We start from the raw sequence: 630 nt of genomic DNA, 5'->3' as shown, positions 1-630 counted from the left end.
TTCAACCCCATTAATTAGATAGTAGCCCTACCACTAATCAACAGGGACAACACTAAAATAATCAGAAAAAAGTTAAATTTAAAAACATCTAAGGAATAGAAATGAAATTTAAATTAAAAACAAAAAAACTTAAAAGTTTGAATAAAAGCGCATCAATAAATCAAGCTCAAACTCCTAACATTGCTGGCGGTTCATCTTATGCTAGTAATAATGGATATACATGCTCTGGTAGCAGCGGTGGTAGAGAACCAACTTTCCCGGTTCAACCCCATTAATTAGATACAAGCCCTATTAATAATTAATAGGGCTTAATCAATATTATAAAAAACACACCAAGGTGATAAGAAAATAAAAGACAAACCTCACAACCTTAAACAAAATTAAAAACCAAAACAATTAAAAAACAAATTCACTACCAACTAAAATCTAAAGTTCAACCCACCCAAAAATCAACATATAAAAAACAAAATTCGGTTATAACGTAAATTAAAATAACTTAACCATAAAACATAAAAAATAAATATCATTATTACTTAAGAGACATATCATTACTTTTTAATAAATATGCTTTCATACTGTACTTTACAGTGCTCCCAAGCTCCTAATAGCCCAGGGCAAGAGCATGAAAAA

At 29.4% G+C, this 630-nt stretch carries 1 protein-coding gene; it reads left to right on the top strand.

The window, feature by feature from the left end; all coding sequences use genetic code 11:
• Window positions 1-101 precede the first annotated feature (101 nt).
• Window positions 102-275 carry a hypothetical protein gene (locus N477_RS25880; RefSeq protein WP_155731777.1) on the top strand — a complete coding sequence of 58 codons (174 nt, stop codon included), beginning with the start codon at window positions 102-104 and terminating at the stop codon, window positions 273-275.
• Window positions 276-630 lie beyond the last annotated feature (355 nt).

The organism is Pseudoalteromonas luteoviolacea H33-S, assembly GCF_001625695.1.
In the GTDB taxonomy this organism is placed as follows: domain Bacteria; phylum Pseudomonadota; class Gammaproteobacteria; order Enterobacterales; family Alteromonadaceae; genus Pseudoalteromonas; species Pseudoalteromonas luteoviolacea_B.
Note: the sequence above shows the minus strand (reverse complement) of the source record. Positions and strands in the feature narration are given on the sequence as shown.